This is a genomic window from Variovorax sp. 278MFTsu5.1 (assembly GCF_048305045.1).
Taxonomy (GTDB): domain Bacteria; phylum Pseudomonadota; class Gammaproteobacteria; order Burkholderiales; family Burkholderiaceae_C; genus Variovorax; species Variovorax guangxiensis.
On record NZ_CP157623.1, the window covers coordinates 91,329 to 107,029 of the forward strand.

Annotated in this window: 14 protein-coding genes and 1 pseudogene; 4 read left to right on the top strand and 11 right to left on the bottom strand. The window is 64.6% G+C overall.

Translation table 11 applies throughout. From position 1 onward, the window contains the following. Positions 1-18 precede the first annotated feature (18 nt). On the bottom strand, positions 19-3,123 hold the full coding sequence (locus tag ABL844_RS32495; protein WP_418132196.1) for an EAL domain-containing protein: 3,105 nt from the start codon (positions 3,121-3,123) through the stop codon (positions 19-21). Then, positions 3,120-4,139, bottom strand: a complete 1,020-nt coding sequence (locus tag ABL844_RS32500; protein ID WP_418126528.1) for a TRAP transporter substrate-binding protein — start codon at positions 4,137-4,139, stop codon at positions 3,120-3,122. The genes ABL844_RS32495 and ABL844_RS32500 overlap by 4 nt, the downstream gene beginning before the upstream one ends. Before the next feature lie 248 nt (positions 4,140-4,387). On the opposite strand from ABL844_RS32500, the gene ABL844_RS32505 reads away from it, so the two are divergent. Further along, positions 4,388-4,837, top strand: a complete 450-nt coding sequence (locus ABL844_RS32505) for a hypothetical protein (protein ID WP_418132197.1) — start codon at positions 4,388-4,390, stop codon at positions 4,835-4,837. A gap of 307 nt (positions 4,838-5,144) precedes the next feature. Here the strand turns inward: ABL844_RS32505 and ABL844_RS32510 are convergent, their stop codons facing one another. From ABL844_RS32510 to ABL844_RS32525, 4 genes are all read right to left on the bottom strand, one after another. Next, complete coding sequence (locus tag ABL844_RS32510) at positions 5,145-5,465, bottom strand: hypothetical protein (RefSeq protein ID WP_418132198.1); 321 nt, start codon at positions 5,463-5,465, stop codon at positions 5,145-5,147. Positions 5,466-5,471: 6 nt separating this feature from the next. Then, a complete protein-coding gene (locus tag ABL844_RS32515) occupies positions 5,472-5,759 on the bottom strand; it encodes an RNA recognition motif domain-containing protein (protein ID WP_184641719.1) in 288 nt (95 codons plus the stop codon). Between the two features lie 61 nt (positions 5,760-5,820). Continuing rightward, positions 5,821-6,087, bottom strand: a complete 267-nt coding sequence (gene infA, locus ABL844_RS32520) for a translation initiation factor IF-1 (protein ID WP_418132199.1) — start codon at positions 6,085-6,087, stop codon at positions 5,821-5,823. 28 nt (positions 6,088-6,115) lie between these two features. Further along, entirely contained in the window at positions 6,116-6,331 is a 216-nt protein-coding gene (locus tag ABL844_RS32525; protein ID WP_184641721.1) for a hypothetical protein, read from the bottom strand. Positions 6,332-6,707: 376 nt separating this feature from the next. Here ABL844_RS32525 and ABL844_RS32530 point away from each other — a divergent pair, with 376 nt between their 5' ends. Further along, positions 6,708-6,920, top strand: a complete 213-nt coding sequence (locus ABL844_RS32530) for a hypothetical protein (RefSeq protein WP_184641722.1) — start codon at positions 6,708-6,710, stop codon at positions 6,918-6,920. A gap of 15 nt (positions 6,921-6,935) precedes the next feature. Next, the gene (locus tag ABL844_RS32535; RefSeq protein ID WP_369662800.1) at positions 6,936-7,130 is read left to right on the top strand and encodes a hypothetical protein; all 195 of its coding nucleotides are present in this window, start codon (positions 6,936-6,938) and stop codon (positions 7,128-7,130) included. An 83-nt stretch (positions 7,131-7,213) separates the two neighbouring features. Here ABL844_RS32535 and ABL844_RS32540 read toward each other — a convergent pair whose 3' ends face one another. Together ABL844_RS32540 and ABL844_RS32545 are read right to left on the bottom strand one after the other, a co-directional pair. Then, positions 7,214-8,020 (bottom strand): transglutaminase-like domain-containing protein, encoded by an 807-nt coding sequence (locus tag ABL844_RS32540; protein WP_418132200.1) that lies wholly within the window; start codon positions 8,018-8,020, stop codon positions 7,214-7,216. Positions 8,021-8,637: 617 nt separating this feature from the next. Then, positions 8,638-9,582 (bottom strand): LysR family transcriptional regulator, encoded by a 945-nt coding sequence (locus ABL844_RS32545; RefSeq protein ID WP_369662802.1) that lies wholly within the window; start codon positions 9,580-9,582, stop codon positions 8,638-8,640. A gap of 310 nt (positions 9,583-9,892) precedes the next feature. On the opposite strand from ABL844_RS32545, the gene ABL844_RS32550 reads away from it, so the two are divergent. Continuing rightward, positions 9,893-12,652, top strand: a complete 2,760-nt coding sequence (locus ABL844_RS32550; RefSeq protein WP_418132201.1) for an endo-1,4-beta-xylanase — start codon at positions 9,893-9,895, stop codon at positions 12,650-12,652. Between the two features lie 293 nt (positions 12,653-12,945). Here the strand turns inward: ABL844_RS32550 and rrtA are convergent, their stop codons facing one another. The 3 genes and pseudogenes from rrtA to ABL844_RS32565 all read right to left on the bottom strand — a co-directional run. Next, positions 12,946-13,539, bottom strand: coding sequence for a rhombosortase (gene rrtA / locus ABL844_RS32555; RefSeq protein ID WP_418132202.1), 594 nt, complete (start codon positions 13,537-13,539; stop codon positions 12,946-12,948). Between the two features lie 358 nt (positions 13,540-13,897). Continuing rightward, positions 13,898-14,389: a hypothetical protein gene (locus tag ABL844_RS32560; protein ID WP_418132203.1), complete on the bottom strand. Its 492-nt coding sequence runs from the start codon at positions 14,387-14,389 to the stop codon at positions 13,898-13,900. A 268-nt stretch (positions 14,390-14,657) separates the two neighbouring features. Then, positions 14,658-15,512 (bottom strand): annotated as a pseudogene (locus ABL844_RS32565) (MFS transporter); the annotation flags it as partial. Between the last annotated feature and the right edge of the window lie 189 nt (positions 15,513-15,701).

Genomic DNA, 15,701 nt, shown 5'->3' on the forward strand with positions numbered 1-15,701 from the left:
GCGATGCCAGGCAGCCGTTCACTGCCGTAGGACCATCGGGTTCGATGACGGAAACTTCGTATCCAGCTCGCGCTCGTAGCTTTCGAGGGGCTGGGGGACGCCGAACAGGTAGCCCTGGCACACGTCGCAGCCGTGGCGCATCAGGAACTCGCGCTGCGCATGAGTTTCCACGCCTTCGGCCACGATCTCCAGTTCCAGGTTGCGCGCCAGGCCGATGATGGCCTGGATGATCGACTCCACCTTCGGATCGAGCCCGATGTTGTGCACGAAGAACTTGTCGACCTTCACCTGGCTCAGCGGCAACTGGGTCATGTAGGACAGCGACGAGTAGCCGGTGCCGAAGTCGTCCATGGAGAATTGGATGCCCAAGGCGGCCAGGGCTTCCATCTTGCCGATGGCGTCGGCCACCTTCTCGTGCAGCAGGCTTTCGGTGAGCTCCAGCTTGAGCCTGCCCGGATCGGCGCCGGTTTGCATCAGCACTCGGCTCACCTGGTCGACGAAATCCGCCTCTCGGAACTGCCGGGCGCTCACATTGACCGACAGCTGCAGGTGCCGCCTCCGCGGATCGCCGCGCCATGCCGTGAGCTGCCTGCAGGCGGTCTCCAGCACCCACAGGCCCAGCGGGATGATGAGCCCGGTGTCCTCCGCCACGTCGATGAACTGGCCTGGCATCAGCAACCCGCGTGTCGGATGGTTCCAGCGCACCAGCACCTCCGCGCCCACCACCCGGTCCTCGCCGGTGACCTGGCTCTGGTAGTGCAGCACGAACTGCTGTGCCGCGATGGCGGCATGCAGTTCGTTTTCCAGCGCGGCGCGCGCGGTGATGCGGGTCTGCATTTCCGTCTCGAAGAAGCGCATCGCGTTGCCGCCGTCCGTCTTGGCGCGGTACATGGCGATGTCGGCCTGTTTGAGTACCTCCTCGATCGAGGCAGTCCGGGCATCGAACAGGCAGGCGCCAATGCTGCACGTGGCGTGATGATGCTGGACACCGAGCTGGTACGGCTGGTTCAGCTGCGCGAGGATGGCCGCACCGACGGTCTCGGTCTGCGAGGTGGCCCCACCGAGCTGGTCACTCAGGTTTTCCAGGATCACCACGAACTCGTCGCCGCCCAGACGCGCCACGATGTCGCCCTCGCGCAGGCAGCGCTTGAGTCGCTGCGCCACCTGCTTGAGCAACTGGTCGCCCACGTCGTGGCCGAGCGCGTCGTTCAGCGTCTTGAAGTTGTCCAGGTCCAGAAAGAGCAGCGCGCACAGCCCCGGCTGCCGCGCGGCATTGCCGATGGCATGGTGCAGGCGATCGAGCAACTGCCGGCGGTTGGGCAAGCCGGTGAGCGTGTCGTAGAAAGCCAGGTGCTCGATCTCCCGAGCCGCGCGCTTGCTTTGCGTGATGTCGCGCAGGATCACGATGAAGCGCGCACTGCGTTCCTCGCCGTGGCCGCGCGAGGCTTCGGCCAGTGCGTTGGCTCTTTCATCGGTCATCACCTCGACCGACTTGCGCGATGCAGAGATCTCGAACCAGCTGCGCTCGCCCTTGTCGCGTCGCTCGAACTGGCGCCCGGCCGAATAGCCCTTGACCTGCGCTTCGCGCACCGCCGCCATCACCTGCGAGGCGGCCTCGAACGGCAGCAGCTCCTGCAGCGTGCGGCCCACGGGATCTCCGATGTCGGCGGCGGGAAAGGGCACGCGCGGCGCATGATAGCCATGGCAGCGGCCATCCAGGCCGACCTCGAGCAGCAGATCGGGCAGGGCATCGAGCGTGGCCTGCAACTGCGCCTTGCTCTCGATGATGGCGGCCGTGTGGCGACGCTTCTCGGTGATGTCCTGGTAGACGCAGACCATGCCGCCGTCCGGTGTGCGGTTGCGGGTGGCGCGGATCACCTGGCCGTTCTCCAACAGTGCTTCCTGCTCGGAATGCGGTTGGACCAGCTGCGCCGCATTCAAGGCTGACCAGCCGGCGGGGCCCTGGCTGTGCACCACGTGCCGGGCGGTTTCGTCCATGATGCGGCGAAAGGGCAGCTGTGGCGCGATCATCGATTCGGTCCACGGGAACATTGCGACGAAGCTGCGGTTCCAGGTGAGCACGCGGTGCTCGGCGTCCAGCAGGATGAAGCCGTTGACCATCGATCCCAATGCCTGGTCCAGCGTGGCCTTGGAGCGCATCAGCTCCATCCGGGAGCGCCATTGGCGGCGCAGCTGGATGTGCGTGAAGCACGCCACCGCCAGGATCATCAAGCCGATGACCACGCCGGTCCAGGCGATCAGATCGCGCTCGCGTCGCCAGTCCCTGAGCGCAGCGCCCAGCGGCATGCTCGCCACGATCAGCAGATTGCGGTGCAACGTGGGCCGGGCCACCACGATGGCCGGCTCACCGCTCAGGCGCGCGGCCATCCGCCGCGGCTTGCCGTCGCTGGTCTGCTCGTGCAGGGGCGGCTCGATCTGCCGATCGGCCAGGTCGTCGCGTGGCGGCAGGCTCGCCAGGAGGGGGCCGGCGTCGCGCTCCAGCGTGACCTCCAGGTCGCGCAAGCCGCTGCCTTGCGTCATGATCGTCGCGAGCAGCGACAGCTGCACCTCGGCCACCGCCAGCATGCGAGAGCTGTCCGCCAGCGTCACGGCGCGGGCGAAATACAGCACCTTCTGCGAGGTGACTGCGCTGAGGGCCGGCGCGCTGATCGCCAGCGTCGACACCGGCTTGGCCAGCACGCTGTCCACGAAGCCCGCGGGCAGAGCGAGCGGCAGGTGTTCGCCGCGCCGGTCCGACGAGGCCACCACGGCCCCACGCGCATCGACGAAGGCCACGTGGCGCACCAGCAGGTTCTGCCGCACCATGTTGCCGAGCAGCTGGTGTGGCCCGGGGCTGCTTGCGTCGTTGCCGGCACTGGCGGCGTTCGAGTCGCGCAGCAGTTCGTTGGCTCCTGCAAGCAGCATGTCGACGCTCAGCAGCGCGCGATTGAGGGCCGCCTCGGAACCGGTCACGAAGCGGACCGTCTGGCCCTCGTGATCGGTGATGGCCTTCTGCCTGGACTCCCAGACGATGAGGGACGCCACGGTCCCCGCGGTGGCGAGGAAGACCAGCGCCACGCCGAAGACGATGGCGGTGATTCGGCGGGGAAAACGCGCCGTCACGGTGCTGCTGCCCGGGCCTGGATGCCGACCACCGGTGCGACCGTCTGGTTCCAGGTCGTGGCGCACACCGGACCGCAGCGCTGCACCCATCCGGGCAGCACGCGGGTCGCAAGGATCTCGCGGCGGCGGGCCTGGTCCTGCGGCGATGGCCGCACGGCCACCATGCGCCCCTTGAGGGCCTTGCTGCAGCCCGCGGTGCCCGTGTTGCAGGCGATGCCTTCCTCGGTATCGCGCTCCGACTGGGCCCAGACGGCGGCTTCCAGCCGCGGCAGTTCCTTGCGCAGCAGCGCCTGCAGCTCGGGCGGCAGCGCATTCAGGCTTTCGCGGTTGGCCGCGAACACCGCCACGCCCCAGTTCAGCGGCATGGCATAGAGGGCGCTGGTCACCGCGTGCAGGCCGAGCGTGTGCCCGGACATGGTGCCGGTGATGACGCAGTCGGTATTGCCCGATTTCATGTTCGCCATGATCTGCGAGAACTCGGTGTACACCGGCGTGCCGCCCAGTGCCGTGACGAAGTCGGCCTGCGTCGAGCTGGATACGCGTGTGCGCCGGCCCGCGAGGTCGCCGAGTTGTTGCATCGGCTTGTTGCAGAACACCTCCTGCGCCGGGTAGATGTAGACCGCCAGCAGCTCCACGTCATAGCGCTCGCGCAACGCGTGCGTCAGGTAGGGGCGGAACGCGCCGACCACGCGGCGCAGCGTGGCGATGTCGGGGTTCAGTCCGGCCATGTCGGGCGCGCCGAGCTCCGGAAATTGGGTGGAAACCTGGCTCAGCAGCGCCGTGCCGAAGGGCACCACGCCGAGCTGCATCAGGCTCAGCATTTCCTGGCCCGGCACCCCGGCACGGTCGAAGGGCACGATGCTGGCGGTGTAGCGGCCGCCGGACAGCGCCGCGAGGTCACGCGTCCAGAACTGCTCCTCCTGCCCCGTGTACTGGGTGACCCCGGCCAGCCCTCCGACGATGCGCAGGCGTTGCACAGGCGCCGTCTGCGCATGGCACAGCGATGCGACGAACATCAGAAGTGCGACGAGGTAGGCCAAGATGACGCTGTGCGAGCAAGGGCGGGCAAAGCCCGGGTGTAGGGAGTGGATCGGCGAACTTCATCATGGCACAGGAGCGCCGGACGGCGGCATGTCTGGGGGCCCCCGTGTTGCGCGCCGGGCACGCTTGCCAGCCTGGCCAGGCCGGTGTGGCCGCCAAGACGGGCGCGCAGGGGCTTTCGGGGCCATCGGCAGGCGGATCCTTTCCTGCCTGCGCTGCAAGCTTGCCGACGCAGACCGTCCACTCGTGCAAGGCCCTCAACGGGGGCAGTCGCGAACTCCAGCGGCTGTGGTCGCGATTCGGCTTCGAAGGCGGGATGCGGACTCGGTGCGGCAAGGATGCTCGCATCCAGATATCCGGATCCACCGGACTCTCCCTAGCCTGTTGCGCGAAAAGTCAAGAGGCGACCGCCTCGAACGCAGGCACTCTGGCGGCGACCCGCATCAATGCTTGCAACACCGATGTTGTCCCCGAGTTATCCACAAAGATTTCAACAAACTCGTGGAACAACTCCTTGCCGGAAACCATTCCGCGCCGCGGCCTCATCCAAGCTTGGCGGGTCCCGGCGGCACGGCCGCGTGAAGTTGATGCGGTCTTGATATGGCTCGGCGATGAGGCGATGTTCGACCTGCCCACCGACCTCACGCTGAGCTGGAGGCTTGCCTTGTGGTGATTTCCTTGTGCCGATCGGGACGAGGGGGACGACTTGATGCAAGCGCTGGTCGTGTCGTGTCGGGCGGCCGCTGCCTGCAGTGCGTCTTTTCTGACGCACCACCACGGCCATGCCTTGTATCTCATTGCGAGAACTGGGCGAATGAATCGAAATATCCGCTGTATCGCGAATTCCCGAGCGAGACGGCAACGCACGGCCCGGACGACAACACGCTGTGCAGCGACGCTGCTGCGCGCCATGCATGCCAGGCAGCGTTCAACGTGCGCGCCCGCCGGTCGGCAACTGAGCCAGTTGGGCGCGATTCCTGTCAGGCTTGCGACTTCTTGCGCCACTCCCAGGGCCCGAAGGTCTGCCGGCGCCGCAGCTCGGCGCGTCCTTCTGCGGTGATGTCCTCGATCACGATCGATAGGGGATCGGCCGTGTCTGCTGGACGAGATTTCGACCCTGCGTTTTGCAGAAGGATCCATTTCTTCGCATTCAGCGCCCCCGTGAAGGAAACCTCCTCGGGTTTGAGGATGCTCAGCGGAAAGACCGCATGCTCGATGCTCCGGAGGAAGGCAACATGCGCAATGGACTCTGCCTTGTCTGCCTCTGTCAAGCCCAGTACGAAAGAGGGGCTGATGGTCATGGCGACTCAGTAGCGGGGGCCACCGCCAAAGCCGCCGGCGCGCGGCTCCATCGGACGTGCCAGATTGACGGTCAGCGCACGTCCATCAATTTCCTTGCCGTGAAGCCCCGAGATGGCGGCCTGCGCTTCCGCAGGTGAGCCCATCTCGACGAAACCAAAGCCCTTGGAGCGACCGGTATCGCGCTCCATCATGACCTTGGCCGAGGAGACAAGACCGAAGGCCGAAAATTGTTGCTGCAGCGCGTCTTCGCGCACCGCGTACGAGAGATTGCCGACGTAGAGTTTGTTGTCCATGATTTGCTTTCTTGAGTGAACCGAAATTCGGTATGAAATGGATGGGAGTCGGCGCGCAGGCTTACCGAACAGGGCGCCGCACGAGCGAAGAGCCGCTCTGGGTGCGAGGCTCCAGATGACGGAACGTGATCCGCCCCTTGTTGAGATCGTAGGGCGACATCTCCAGCGAGACTTTGTCGCCTGCGAGTACGCGGATGCGGTGCTTGCGCATCTTTCCGCCCGAGTAGCAGATCAGGCTGTGCCCGTTGTCGAGAGTGACGCGAAAGCGCGAATCAGGCAGCACCTCCTGCACCCGGCCCTGCATTTCAATCAGTTCTTCCTTGCTCACGACGCTCCTTCAGTGATCGGCCGGATGCTCAGGCCAGTTGGTTGTTCAGTACGAAATGGCGGCCTTGCATCAGTGCATAGCGCGCCGCACGTGCGGCACTGTCGAAACGCGGAATGAGCCGGAAGACCCGGTCATGCATGCCACGGCGGATGGAAACCGAGGCTGCGTACTGCCCGGTATCCGTGAGTTTGGTCATGGGGGTGACGAGGTATCTGCCCACCTCGTGGGCCTGTGGAATTTGCATGTGATAAAGCGAGCGCTAGCCCTGAAGGCGCGCCGAGGCGCGCGTGCCGGCACTGGACCGGTCAGGCGCGCGAAGTGGATGCGTGAAGGAAACGGCAGAACGGTCCGTGGGATGTTCTCTATTGAACGGACCGAAGATGAAGCTCGCTGAGAGGGATGGCGCTCCGGCGAGGGTGGCGAAAATGGGCCACCTTGTCGGAGAGTTGAGGCCTTTGCGGCGGGCGATTGCCGCGAGGTGCCAATCAGGGATTGAGGCAACGAGCACGCCGCAATCGATGCACTGAGTGTAGGTGATTTCGGGGCGCGGTGGTTTTTCATGCCCCGCAGGCGGTGTTCCAGTGTTACGCTGACTCGCTCCATTCGCATGAAGGACCCGCATGACTCAGGCGCTTCTCTCCCTCTCTCGGCAGGAAGCGCTTCGCGCGGATCTGCCCCAAGTGGCCGATCTGCTGCACCACCGGCGTGCGGGTGAAATCGATGAGGCAGTGATCGACGATATGGTTTCGTTGTCCTGGCTCGAATGGCTGGGCGGATCGCTTCAGCTGACGACCACAGGTGTGAACATCTGCCGCCAGCAGCAGCCGAAGTAGGAATGTGCCTGAGCCATGAACCAGACGGACGTGATGCTCAAGATCGTGGAGATGGCTCGCATTGGTGGGGCACTTCCCGCAGACGAGGCTGTGTCACTGGTCGCGGCGAAAGTCGCGGGCTTGGACATGTCATGCGAGGGCGTTCAACAGGAAGCGACCGACCTGATGCGTCTGGGCGCGACGATCTGGTCACTGGCCGGCCCGAGATAGCCAACGGCTGCCAGCCCGTCCCGCCCCGTCCGCTCCCAGGCGACAGCAGGGACCACAGCGAAGATTCGCGGTGCCTTTGGGGCTCATTGAACTTCGTCGCACCAGACCTTGAAACCCTCCAATTGATCCGGTCCGAAGGTGCAGGACAACGCCACGTCGCTGGCATCCCGCCCCTGTGCAATCAACACGCGACCGATGCGCGGCATGTTGTTGCGCGCATCGAATGTGTACCAACGATCACCCAGGAATGCCTCGAACCAGCCTGCGAAGTCCATCGGGCCGAATGGTGGCGCAGTTCCGACATCGCCCAGGTATCCAGTGCAATAGCGGGCTGGAATGTTCAAACAGCGACATAGAGCGATGGCCAGGTGCGCATAGTCCCGGCATACGCCTTTGCCCTCCTTGAAAGCCTCCAGGGCCGAGCGGGTACGTCGGGCATGCTGATAGCCGAACTCGATATGCTGGTGCACGAAATCGCACACCGCCTGCACACGCGCCCATCCGCTGGGTCCGCTTCCAAAACGCTGCCAAGCAAAATCGGACAGCAAGTCGGTTTCGCAGTAACGGCTGCCCAACAGATACACCAAGGTGGATTCGGGCAGGTGTTCCACCGCTGTCTGCGAAGCAGAAGGGGCAATACTGTCCGGCAGGCCGCTGTCGCGGATCAAGGCATCCGTGCTCAATACGAAGCGCCCTGCGGGAGCGACCAGGCGCGTGCACCAGTTCCCAAACAGGTCTCGGTAAGCCGCCGTGGACACCGCCGGATGCGTGAGCAGATGATCTGGACGCAGGAGGTCCGATGCTCTTGAATAGTGGATGTTGAGATTCAGAATCATCGGAGTCGGCCGAGGAAACTTGTAGGCGATCTCGAAGCCGAGTTGGATGTTCATGGCACCATCATGCACCCTGATTCGATGCTTCCTTGAAGAATAAGTAATTCCTGAGCTCCGGCCCTTGCCCGTTGCATCGCAGGTTGTTCGGCTTTCGGGACAGGCGCCACCTCCGAAGCGTGTGGGCCCAGATCCCTAGGAACGGCGCGCCGTCCTACACGAGATCGCCGCTGAAGCGCTACCGTCTGCTGACTTGCCGCTCGCGCCAACCATCGATCTTGATGTCGTACCCGTGGGAAGCTGTCCGGAGACCACCATGGGGAGCGAGCGTCTTGTCCACGAAGGAAGATTGGGACTCTGGGCGTGCTCTACCGTTCGTCAACCCATCGAAAGCGGCGGACTATGTGCCAGTGCCGAGGTCACCTTGGACGGCAAGCATCGCTGCAGATTGACGTTGGTCCTTCCACGATCCTGGGTTGAAACTGATCTTGAATCCTTCAAGCGGCGTTGCCTGAACTGGATCTTGGAAGCAGACGGTCGCACGAACGTCAATGCCCCGGTGAGTTCGCCTTGACGGCCAGTCGGTGATCAGCTGCTGCCCGCAATGCGACAGGCGCCCTTCGATACGCGATTCGACTGGCGGAATAGGGCGGCTGTTAGCGCCAGTGCAATCGCCATCAGCGGAGGATGCCCGACGCCGCTTCGGCCTCGTGGTCCGCCATGTTGCGGATCACGTCCATGAACGCCAGCACGGCCGTGCTGGGGGGCTCGCCTTGCAGCGTGATCAGGCCGAAGTCGGGCATGCGGGTGGGGAGTTCTGTCGCGATGCGCGTCAGCAGACCGCGCCGTACATATTTGTCCACGAGCGCGGCAGGCTGCAGCGACAGCATGGTCGTGCTCTGCATCAGCTCCAGCGCGAAGAGAAACGATGGCGTCTCGACGATGCCCGAGGTGAGCGACAGGCCTGTGCTGCGCAAGATGTCATCCGACACCTTGCGCAGCGCGGTGGACGCCGGATACAGGATCCATGGCCAGTTGGACAGCTCCCTCAGCCCAGGGGCGTTCGGCCCGCGCAACGGATGGTGCACGCCCGCGGCGATCTGCAGGCTTTCACTGCTCAGGTTCTCGTAGTGGAACTGGTCGCGCTGGGATTCGTCGGTGAAGCGGCCGATCATCACGTCGATCTTGCGCTCGGCCAACCACACGATGAGCTGGTCGCTGCTCTGCTCCAGCACCTTCACCACCAGCAACGGCCGCAGGCGCTGCAGCTCGGCCACCGCGGCAATCAGCAGATGCGCCGCACCCGAGATGGCGCCGATCGACAGATGGCCGTGCCCGCCCTGCTTCAGGGTGCTGAACTCGTCCACGAACTTGCGATAGCCGTCCAGTGCCGAGTGCGCATAACGCAAGGTGAAGAGTCCCAGCTCGTTCGGTTGCATGTCGCGCGGCAGGCGATCGAAAAGCCGCGCTTCCAGCATCTCCTCGATGTCCATCAACACCTTGGTGGCAGCCGGCTGCGTGATGTACATCTGCTCGGCAGTCAGGCGCAGGTTGCGTGTCTTTCCGAGGATGTCGAGGAACTGCAGATGCCGGAAACGCAGACGCGAGACTTGGGCCAGCATCAGCGATTTACCAGGGGTCTTGCCTGAACTCATCAGCATTTGGAATGGATGCTAGCGAAAAAGTCAGTGGACCGGCAGGGGGCGCTCACCTAGCCTTCGTATACGTCACCCAGGGCTCCGCAGAGAGCCGGCGAGTCGCGGCAAGTTCGCCGCACCCCGCATATTCCATTCCGGAGACATCATGAAATTCAGATCACTGGGTCTGGCGACTGCACTGCGGGTCGCATTGGCCGGCTCGCCTTGGCGCAGATCAAGGAACACGTGCAACGAGAACTCCCCGATCGTCGGAACCACCAGGAGGATCGGGATCATGTTCGGCAGACTGGACATCAAGAGCCTCCTGATTGCGCTGCCAGCCGGACTTGTGATCGTGAACGCCGCCCTGGCGGCCGATCGGCCAACGAACCCCGCCGACTGGCCTGCGCTGAAGGACGTGTACAAGAACCACTTCCTGATCGGCAGCACCAATCTCGACGCGCGCAACTTCGGCGCCGAGGTGGTGCCGGGCGAAAACTCGGTCGCTGCGATGACCGTGAAGCACTTCAATGTGGTGACGCCCGGCAACGCGATGAAGCCGGAGTTCTGGAATGGGGGAATCAGCAATCCGACCCCCAACTTCCTCACCAACCTGAGCTCGGGCATCAACGCAGACATCGGCGCGGCCAATGCGCGCGGCGTCAAGGTCACCGGGCACGTGCTGGTCTGGCACAACCAGTCGGCCCAATGGCCTGCTCCCAACGTCGCGACTGCGAATGGCGGATGGGAAACCCCGTGGGACTACGCAACGGCGAAGACCAACCTGGAGTACTACATCCGGACCGTGGCCGGGCATTTCGATCAGGAACCGTTCAAGACCTACGCCTGGGACGTCGTCAACGAAGCGTTCAAGGACAACCCCGACAACCCCGCCGACTGGAGGAACGCCCTGCGAACCGGCTACAGTCCCGAAGAGCGCCCCTCCCGATGGGCCCAGGCCTACGCCAAAGGCGGGAAGAGCTGGGACTACATGTATGACGCCTTCCACGCGGCGCGCCAGAACACGACCGCGATCCTGAACTACAACGACTTCAACGACAACGAGCGAGCCTCGAAGGCCACCGCGATCGCCTCGATGGTCAAGGAGTTCAATGAACGGTACGCGGCCGAATCGGCCGCGGGCAAGGGACGCATCCTTCTGGATGCCAAGGGAAACCCCAGGCCGCTGGTCGACGTCATCGGCACGCAGGGGCACTGGGACATGAGGCTCAACCTGGACGCCTTCGAGAGGACCATCAAGACCTATCTCGAAACCGGGGTGAATGTCGATCTGACCGAGCTGGATCTCGCACCGCTCCTGGGGCTGGACAAGGGCCAGCGGATCCAGAACGGCCCCGAGATGGACGCCCTGTTCAAGGAGCAGGGCATCCAGTACGCGAAGCTTTTCAGCCTGCTCAAGGAGTACGCCGCCGGCCCGGGAGGTCGTCACCCCGAGTACAAGGGCGGCGTGCACCGGGTGACCTGGTGGGGAATGACGGACCCGGGCTATCACACCAACGGATATCCGTGGTCCGCCGTCGGCCAGCCGAAGGAGGCGTACTGGGCCACGACGAACCCCGAGCAGTACCTCATCGATGCGGGCTTGCCGCCGAACGGGGTCACCGCGACCTTCAGCTATGGCGGAGAAAGCTTCACGGCCAGGACCTGGGGCGGCAGGAACGCTCAGGCGACGCTCGACATCAACGTGCCGGTGGGAACGAAGAACGTCGTCTTCACCGCCGCCAACGTCTCGCTGCCCGCGGGGTTTGCCGTCGAGAGCATGAAGTTCAACCCGCCCGACTGCGCCGTGGCTCCCGGAAAACCGTGCCATGTGACGGTGACCGCGCGAGGAGCCGCGCCGGCCACTGCGTCCGTCGAGAACACGGCGACGTTCGTACTGTCCTTTGGAAAGATGAGCGTCGGGTGGATGGATGCCGCCAACGCCCTGGAGGCACCTCTGTCCTATGCGGAGGTGCGCTTCAGCGACGGCGTGACCGCATTCAAGCGGTACAAAACCTCGTATGGAAGCGACGGGATGGCGAGAGCGTCCGGCGTCGTGGAGACGAAGGCTGTGCCGAAACATGGCCGCACCACGCTCGTCCTGCAGCCGCAGGACCCGATCGTCGGCCCGTTCGGGTTGAGGTTGCAAAAGAATGCGTCGACGCAGAAAGCCTGGCGACTCGCCACGAGATTCGAGCCTGGCAGGACGTACATGGTCGTGTCCTCGGAATCGGCTTCCAACGGACAGACGCAGGCCGCCGCGTTGACCAACAGGAGCAAGCCCGCGACCACGTCATCGCCGGAATCGCTGTCGCGCACGCCTGTCGTCCTGCGTGGCGACATCCTTGTGCCATTGCGCAATTCGAATGCGCCCCAGAGCGAGCCCGCGCTCGCCCAGGACAACCTCAAGTTCGTCTTCGAGGAGGCGAAGAGCCCTGCCGCAGGACCGTACGCGGCGCAGGAAGGGCACACGATGCAGAGCTTCATCCATGGCACCAACGCCTACCCGCATGTCGTGTTCAGAGGCAACGGTGCGGCCGGCACCGTCGTGGCGGGTCGGAATTCGCTGATCACGCGACAGACGAATGGCCAGGAGGGTTCGCAGGTCGCCGACAGGGCACTGGATCAGGCGGTGTGGTTCAACACGCCCATCGATCCGAAGACCGGCGAGATGAAGATGTTCCTGTACACCGACAAGGATGGTGCCAAACAGCATCACGTCCTGAAGGAAGTGAGCGATGGCGAGACGCCGAACAGGGACGCCGGGAACGCCATCAGCCAGCGACAGGGGGCCGTGGGCGGGTTCGTCGCCATGCAGGCGGAGAGTCCCAAGGAAGGCACGAGTGTCAGGCTCTACGCCTACGACATCGAGTCCTACGCGCCGGACAACGAACCGCCGCCGACGACCACCCCGCCGACGACGGAGCCTCCGCCGCCGGCAATGCCGATTGCCTTCCCATTCCGCAGACGCGGCGGATCGCTGGACGCGGGCGACCTCGCCCTGGCGCTGGCCGGACTCGCGGCGCTTGCGGTCGCCCGGCGCCGTCGGCGGTGACGCCGGCCCCGGGGGGCAGGCCTCGGCCGCGGCTGCATCGCAAGCGCGCCCTCATGCGTCCTCGTGGCCCGCCTTGACGGCAAGGCGGGTCAGAAATCGATGGTGTGGCGGGGCGCGTGAATGCAAGGGCCGAGTCGCTGCCGCCGTCCTGTGCACTCGGCGCGCCAGCTTGATCCTGAAAGGAGAAAGGATGCGGTGCTGGTGGAGCGTCGATCGATCTGGCCATGCAGAGCCGGCGATGGTCGTGATCCCCTTCCCGTCAGAACGGGAGGAAGGGCTCCAATGAGGTCGGCTCAGGCCCGCCGCAAGTGCGGCCAAACCTCCTGCCAGAGGCAGAGCGCCAGCGCGCACAGCGCGCCGTACAGGTGCGCCTCGACCATCACGTCGCCGCCGATCAGCGCACGCTGCGCTTCCGAAGGCGGATGGAACATCTGCCAGCCGATGCGTGCGAGGACGGCGACCAGGACGATCAAGGCCACGCGATCGCCACGCCAGGCGCGCGGCGCCAACACCCAGATGAACAGCCCATAGAGCACGCCGGAGAGGCCCGCGTAGTTCGTGGCCTCGGGCGAGGCGGCCACCAGCAGAATCCCCACGCCGAGGGCCAGCACAACGATCGCGGTGGCCCAGGCGCGCCAGCTGCGGGTGCCCGCCGCGAACGCGGCGCACAATGCCAGCCCGCCAGCGTTCATCAGGCAGTGCCCCCAACCGAGATGCACCGCATGCGCCGAAAGCAGGCGCCAGGGCTGTCCGCCGAGCACGGCCGCGCGTTCGTAGCGCAGCGCTTCGTACACCGGCTCACCACCCGCCTGCAAGACCAGCACCAGACAGGCGAGCGCGATGGGAACGAGCCAATTGGCAAAGGACCGCTGTGAGAGAGGTCGCATGCGGGGCGGCCCATTCAGGGATTCGGGTTAATGTCCATGAGGGAAGTGTGTCCGCATGCAAACCACGGGCGCCCGAGTGTATCGCCGAGGCCGTGCAGCATCTTCAGAAGGGGACTGAAGCACTCCTTCTCTTCGCCCACTCTTGCGGCGATCACGAAGCCGAGCGGACTCCGTTGCCCCCTTGAATGCATTGCGCGCGAAGGAAGTCCGACTCAGGTTCGAAGAGCGGTCGCCCGCCGTGCTCCCCGGCCTCGTCGATCGACGCCTCATGGACAGAAGGGCGATCCGATCGAGCGGAGACCAGCCCGGAGCCTGGCGTCGAGTCAGCCTCTGCCCAAAAGCGCCCAGGGTGAAGCGCTCATTTCCTTTGCGCCATTGGCACGGACACCGAAATATTGTCGATCTGCGCACCATCGCTGTAGTACGTTCGCACTTGGCGGCCATCGAACGTCCATTGATCCCATTCGAAAACGTCATCATCTTCCATGGAGCGTTGAGGCTTGCCATAAACACGCAGCGCATCCTCTCGCGTAGCCACGGCGGATTGGCCGAAGGGCGCGATACCCACGTACGCGTCGACGTCTGCGGCGCCACCAGGATAGAAGAAGGCGCCCGCGAAGATGTAGGGGCCGTCACCGCGAGGCTCGCCACGCTTCAGTTGGAAGGCTGCACGAGGAACGAAGGTCAGACTCACGCCCTTCGCCTTCAGATGAACGAAATCGCTGCCTTCGGAGCTGAGCTTTTTCTCCGACAGGCTGGAGAGAGATCCTTCGTTGGCCTCGATGGCCTCGACGATCTGCGCGTCCGCGTTGCTGAGGCCAAGCAGCTGATGAATGTTCTCAATGCCCATACGATTTCTTTGCTGTTTTTCGCGATCTTTTTTGTGGTCCGGCCCATCCGCTCTTCCCGCGCTCGTCGGTGGCGGCGGAGAACGCCTTGGCTGATCTCTCATAGGTGCCATGGCATTCCGATGGCGAGCCATCGGTGCTGGGAACGTGGGGCCGTGCGCATTTTGCTACGAAGTTCCCAGCAGTCGATCAACCGGGGCACGGTCTCGAGCCAGCGCAGGCGCCATCCGAGTTCGGTGGTTCGTTGCGCTGCTTCTGCTGAAACGCCGCCTTCTCATTCTTCGCTGCAGCAGCGCTTCGCCCGAGGGCGAAAATCAGTGCGACCGTCGCCAGGCTCAGCGGGACGAACGAGACCCACAGCACCGTGTTCCATCCATAGGCCGAAAGCAACCCCCCGGAGGAGAAGGAGCCGATCGCCATCAGGCCGAACACGATGAAGTCGTTGAGGGACTGCACCCGAGTCTTCTCCTCGGGGCGATGAGATTCCAGCACCAAGGCCGATGCGCCGAGGAAGCCGAAGTTCCAACCAAGCCCGAGGAGGATCAAGGCCCACCAGAAATGCGCCACGTCGATGCCGCCGAGCCCGACTGCCGCCGACAGGCCGGTGAGGACCAGGCCGACGGTCGCGACGCGCCCGGCGCCAAAACGCGCGATCAGGTGGCCCGTGAAGAAGCTGGGTGCGTACATGGCGATGACATGCCATTGCAGGCCCAGATTGGCCGATGCCTGGGAATGCCCGCAGATGTGCATCGCCAACGGCGCGGCCGTCATCAGGAAATTCATCAGCATGTACGACACGGCGCCGCAGATGGCTGCGGCCACGAAGCGCGGCTGTCGTGCTATCACCGCTAATGGCCGCCCGCCGGCGATTTCGGCGGCCGAAGGCATCGGCAGCCGCACACCCATGAGGATGAATGCCGAGACTGCCGCGACCGCAGCCTGCACGAGGAAGGTGGCAGCGAACGTGTGCGCAGGCCACAGGTCCATCGTCCATGTCACCAGTTGCGGCCCCACGACGCCCGCGGCCACGCCTCCGGCCATGACGAGCGACAGCGCGCGTGCCCGCCGCTTCGGCTCGACCCCATCGGCCGCAGCAAAGCGGAACGACAGCACCACGGCCGCGTAGCGGAAGGTCGCTCTCGATAGCGGCACTCAAGCGGCCAAGTTCTCTGAGGCCTCCGAGCGCTTCAGCGCCGAGTAAAGTAGCCTGCTCGAACGGGTCATGGACGAAGACCTCGATGCCTTGGCCCGCGAGGTCGAGAAGCTTCAGACCACGACAAGGAAGCCGGCGGATAGGCACACCCTTCAACGCCA

Excerpts from the sequence above, each read along its gene's own strand:
- ABL844_RS32535 (WP_369662800.1), top strand. The coding sequence starts at position 6,936 with ATGAACCAGACGGACGTGATGCTCAAGATCGTGGAGATGGCTCGCATT.
- rrtA (WP_418132202.1), bottom strand. The coding sequence starts at position 13,539 with ATGCGACCTCTCTCACAGCGGTCCTTTGCCAATTGGCTCGTTCCCATC.
- ABL844_RS32500 (WP_418126528.1), bottom strand. The coding sequence starts at position 4,139 with ATGTTCGTCGCATCGCTGTGCCATGCGCAGACGGCGCCTGTGCAACGC.
- ABL844_RS32560 (WP_418132203.1), bottom strand. The coding sequence starts at position 14,389 with ATGGGCATTGAGAACATTCATCAGCTGCTTGGCCTCAGCAACGCGGAC.
- ABL844_RS32525 (WP_184641721.1), bottom strand. The coding sequence starts at position 6,331 with ATGCAAATTCCACAGGCCCACGAGGTGGGCAGATACCTCGTCACCCCC.
- ABL844_RS32510 (WP_418132198.1), bottom strand. The coding sequence starts at position 5,465 with ATGACCATCAGCCCCTCTTTCGTACTGGGCTTGACAGAGGCAGACAAG.
- ABL844_RS32540 (WP_418132200.1), bottom strand. The coding sequence starts at position 8,020 with ATGAACATCCAACTCGGCTTCGAGATCGCCTACAAGTTTCCTCGGCCG.
- ABL844_RS32515 (WP_184641719.1), bottom strand. The coding sequence starts at position 5,759 with ATGGACAACAAACTCTACGTCGGCAATCTCTCGTACGCGGTGCGCGAA.
- ABL844_RS32550 (WP_418132201.1), top strand. The coding sequence starts at position 9,893 with ATGTTCGGCAGACTGGACATCAAGAGCCTCCTGATTGCGCTGCCAGCC.
- ABL844_RS32545 (WP_369662802.1), bottom strand. The coding sequence starts at position 9,582 with ATGCTGGCCCAAGTCTCGCGTCTGCGTTTCCGGCATCTGCAGTTCCTC.
- ABL844_RS32530 (WP_184641722.1), top strand. The coding sequence starts at position 6,708 with ATGACTCAGGCGCTTCTCTCCCTCTCTCGGCAGGAAGCGCTTCGCGCG.